We start from the raw sequence: 4,021 nt of genomic DNA on the forward strand, positions 1-4,021 counted from the left end.
GCCGGCGTCACGCCGCTGATCTGGCTCGCCGCCTGCAGGGTGGGAGGACGGAAACGTTCGAGTTTCTCCTTGATCTCGTTGCTGAGCCCCGAAATCTTTCCGAAATCCATGTCTTCCGGAATGCGGATATCCAGCATTTCGTGCATCTTTTCGATCTGCTCTCTCTGCTTCTGGATATATTTGTCGTACTTGGCGTGGATCATCAGCTGCTCTTTGACTTCGTCGGGCCATTCACGCGTTTCCGGAATGAGCCGTCCCAGCTTCTCCATCGTGAAATCGGCCCGGCCCACGATCAGTTTCAGCGGCGTCTTGTCGGTGATCTTCTCCACCCCCAGCTCTTCGAGGAACTTCAGATTCTCTTTGGAAGGTGTCAGGAAACGCTCTTCCATCAGTCTGATCCCCTCGTCGATCAACTCCTTTTTGCGAAGCATCTTCGCATAGGTCGTCTCGTCGATCAGACCGTAGGCGTGCCCGTAGCGCATCAGGCGAAGGTCGGCGTTGTCCTCTCTGAGCATCAGGCGGTATTCGGCCCGGCTCGTGAACATCCGGTAGGGCTCTTTGGTCCCCTTGGTGACCAGGTCGTCGATCAGCACGCCGATATAGGCTTCGTCGCGCCCGAGGACGAAGGGCTCTTTCCCTTCGATCGCCAAAGCGGCGTTGATACCCGCCATCAATCCCTGGGCCGCCGCCTCCTCGTAGCCGGTGGTACCGTTGATCTGACCGGCGAGGTAGAGGTTTTCGATCTTTTTGGTCTCCAGTGTGTGCTTCAGTTCGGTCGGATCGACGTAGTCGTACTCGATGGCGTAGCCGTAACGGACGATTTTCGCGTTCTCCATCCCCTCCACCGAGCGGATCATCGCCAGCTGCACGTCGGTGGGCAGGGAGGTGCTCATGCCGTTGATGTAGTACTCCGTCGCCTCCAGCGTCTGGGGCTCGACGAAGATATGGTGGCGCTCCTTGTCTCTGAAGCGGTTGATCTTGTCTTCGATGCTGGGACAGTAGCGGGGCCCCACACCTTCGATCTGCCCGGAAAAGAGCGGCGCGCGGTGGAAATTGCTTTCGATGATGCGGTGGGTCTCCTCGTTGGTATAGGCGATGTAGCACGGCAGCTGTTTCGGACGGAAACTCTCCCGGTCGGTCCGGAAGCTGAAGGGTCTGGGCGGTTCGTCACCGGGCTGCGGCTCCATTTTGGAAAAGTCGATGCTGCTGCCGTCGATGCGCGCACAGGTACCGGTCTTGAGGCGCCCGACGTTCAGGCCCAGCTCCTTGAGGTTTTTCGCCAGGGCCGTCGAAGCGAACTCCCCGGCCCGCCCCGCTTCCCGGGTCACCTCGCCGATGTGGATGACGCCCCCCAGAAAGGTTCCTGTCGTCAGGATCACCTTTTTGGCGAAAAAGGTCTCTCCCAGCTCCGTCTTCACACCGACGGCTCGGCCCTCTTCCACGATCACCTCTTCGACCATATCCTGCCGGATGTCGAGATTTTCGGTCCCCAGGCAGACGGTCCGCGCCTCGATGCGGTAGCGATCCATGTCGATCTGGGCACGGCTTCCCCGCACGGCGGGTCCTTTCGTCTCGTTCAGTACGCGAAACTGGATCCCCGCCCTGTCGGTCAGCAGCCCCATCTCGCCACCCAGGGCGTCGAGCTCCTTGACCAGATGCCCTTTGGCCAGGCCGCCGATGGCGGGGTTGCAGCTGGCCGCCCCGATCTGCTCGGCCAGAATCGTGATCATCAGTGTCTTCATTCCCATTCGTGCCGGCGCGAGCGACGCTTCGATCCCCGCGTGTCCGCCGCCGACGACGATGACATCATATTTCATCCGCTTCACTTTCAAAAAATTGTTTTTTGTCGATTCCTATCCTATAATCGCGGATTATAGCTTTTTGAGATTAAAAAAGATATGATAATACCACTTTAAATAGGACAGGAACGTTGCAGGGCAAAATCGTCGTCTATTCCGACCAGACCGGACTCGGCAAAATCATCACCCCCGATCACAAGAAGTACAACTTCTCCATCGACGAGTGGAACGAATACGACACTACGCCCCAAATCGGCCAGACCATCCATTTCGAGCCCGAAGGGATCAACGCCCTGAAGATCTCCCTCTCCGGGGGACCCGCGCCCCAAAAGGGATCCGACGAAAAAGAGCGTGACAAAGGGAAGTCGACGGCGGAGAAAAAACAGGGACCCGACTCCAAAGAGGAGACGAAAGAGTCTCCCCGGTCGAACTACGCGATCGAGTCGAGCATGGATGTGGACGCCTGCATCCAGATGCATTTCGCCGACATCCAGAAGAGAATCTCCGACAACAGAGAGCTGATCGCAGAAAACCGCCGGCTCGACTTCATCCGGATGAACCGTTTCCTCACCACCGCCTACAACAACCTCATCGAGATCGACCACAGCTTCGAAAACTACGAACTTGCCGAAGTGAAACAGCAGCTGCTCGAAGCCTACGACACCTACCGGCATTTCAAATCGAAAACCTCCTACGTCCAGAACGCCTACGAACAGGTGTTTTTGAGCAAACAGATCCGCTACAAAGAGCTGCGCGCCAAACTGGAGCTCAACAAAGTCCAGATCGCCAAACTGGGCGAAAGCGCCAAAAACAGGGAAGAGGAGATCAAAGAGAAGAGCGAACGCCTCAAAGGCATGACTCCCCAGAGCGAAGAGTACATCTACCTCTTCAACGAGATCAAGATCCTCAAGCGTACGATGGTCGACGCGATCCACGAAGTGGCGAAACTGACCGAAGAGAACCGCCTCTACATCGACATGCTCGACAACTTCTACAAAATGCACTACGAAAAGTTCAAAGAGCTTTTCGGAGAGTTCGTCGAAGCCCACGACGCGCTGCTGCGCAAGATTCAGGACGTTCTGGCCTACCGCTTCGACGCGATGATGTGGAAAAAAGCCAACCGCTCCAAGCCGATCCAGAACTTTTTCGCCAAAGCGGGCATCACCGACGAGTTCAGCGCCATCACCTACCTGAAATACTATCTCAAAACCCTCGACGTCTCGAAACTCAACCAGCAGAACCAGGAGCTCGTCGAGCTGCTCCACTATCTGGAACAGCAGACCAAAAAGCGGGTGATCTGCATCGACGACGATACGGAGTTTCTGACACTGGTGCGGACCACACTGGGAGAGATCGACCGGGATATCAAAGTGACACTCACCACCCGTCCCGAAACGATCATGCCCGATCTGAAAAACCTGCAGCCCAACGTCCTCATCGTCAATCCCGAAATGCGCGCCGTCGATGTCGAGGCGGTCTTCGGATACGCCAGAAAGATCGTTCCCGACATCGAAACGGCCTTTTTCGCCAAACGTATCAACCGGGAGCTGCTGCTTGCGGCCAAACGCTTCAACGTGGCGGCGATCATACCCAAAACGGTGCACCGACAGGAGCTGCTCGAGCAGTTTCGGCAATATATCGAATAGAGGAGAGAGATGTTTACAGGACTCATCAGAGAGATGGCGGAAGTGGTCTCCTACCAGAACGACATCCTGACACTGAAAGCGCGCTACCGGCCGAAAATCGGCGACTCCGTCGCCGTCAACGGCGCCTGCCTCACAGTCGTCGGTCTCGGCGAAAATACTTTCAGCGTCGAACTGGCCGACGAGACACGCGAGGTGATCGCCATGGAAAATCTCAAAGGCCGCGTCCATATCGAACCGGCCATGCGGATGGGCGACCGCTTCGAAGGGCATATCGTCCAGGGCCACGTCGATACCGTCGGCAGCGTCACCCGTATCGAAAAGCGGACCAACGGCACCGATTTTTTCATCGCGATTCCCAAAGAGTATCTGCAGTACGTCATCCCGAAAGGCTCCGTCACGATCGACGGCGTCAGCCTCACCGTCAACGAGGTGACGGACGAGGGATTCCGCCTCACGATCATCCCCCACACCCTCGACAACACCCTCTTTTCCACCTACCGCGTGGGCACCCGGGTCAACGTCGAGACCGACCTCTTCGCCCGCTACGTCGCAAACATCCTCGAAAAGCGCGACGCG

3 protein-coding genes are annotated in these 4,021 nt (G+C 57.0%); 2 read left to right on the top strand and 1 reads right to left on the bottom strand.

All coding sequences use genetic code 11. The annotated features are described in order from the left end of the window. Positions 1–1,817, bottom strand: a 1,817-nt coding sequence (gene mnmG / locus Q1K23_RS08285) for a tRNA uridine-5-carboxymethylaminomethyl(34) synthesis enzyme MnmG (RefSeq protein ID WP_300363740.1), incomplete at its 3' end; no start/stop codon positions are given. Positions 1,818–1,930: 113 nt separating this feature from the next. Here mnmG and Q1K23_RS08290 point away from each other — a divergent pair. Beyond that, positions 1,931–3,445 (top strand): hypothetical protein, encoded by a 1,515-nt coding sequence (locus Q1K23_RS08290; protein WP_300363741.1) that lies wholly within the window; start codon positions 1,931–1,933, stop codon positions 3,443–3,445. A 9-nt stretch (positions 3,446–3,454) separates the two neighbouring features. Next, the coding region (gene ribE / locus Q1K23_RS08295; RefSeq protein WP_300363742.1) for a riboflavin synthase at positions 3,455–4,021 on the top strand (567 nt) is incomplete at its 3' end.

This window comes from Hydrogenimonas sp. (assembly GCF_029933015.1).
Lineage (GTDB): Bacteria > Campylobacterota > Campylobacteria > Campylobacterales > Hydrogenimonadaceae > Hydrogenimonas.